1 pseudogene is annotated in these 375 nt (G+C 73.6%); it reads right to left on the bottom strand.

Going from position 1 to position 375, the window contains the following annotated elements:
- Positions 1–326, bottom strand: a pseudogene (locus UK12_RS40445) (FAD-binding monooxygenase); the annotation flags it as partial.
- Between the last annotated feature and the right edge of the window lie 49 nt (positions 327–375).

The following is a 375-nucleotide window of genomic DNA, read 5'->3' as shown; positions in this document are numbered from 1 at the left end:
GGCAGCGACCGCGCGTACGCCAGGAAGCACTCGGGATCGGTGGGCGGGTGGTCGCCGAGGACGCCGGTGCGCGACAGCTCGACCCGGTTGTCCTCGCCGGGCAGCGGGTAGAAGAACGCCCCGCGCGGGTGCGCCGGGGTGGCCACCGGGAGGATCGCCAGGTCGTCGCCGAACGGGTCTGCGTCCAGCGGGAAGTGGTGGGGTGTGGATGCCCGGTAGAGCTCGACCCGGGGCCCCTCCGGGCCCGGAGAGCCCAGGTCCTCCAGCCAACGGGGGGTTCGCGAGCGGCGGTCTGTTATGGAGAGCCCCAGATCCTGCTGGAGCACCTGCGGTGGGCCTCCGGCCTGGCGCTGGAGTCGTGCATCGGTCCGACGG

The organism is Saccharothrix sp. ST-888 (genome assembly GCF_000955975.1).
GTDB lineage: Bacteria > Actinomycetota > Actinomycetes > Streptomycetales > Streptomycetaceae > Kitasatospora.
The sequence above is the reverse complement of the archived record's forward strand: the minus strand, read 5'-3'. Positions and strand labels throughout refer to the sequence as shown.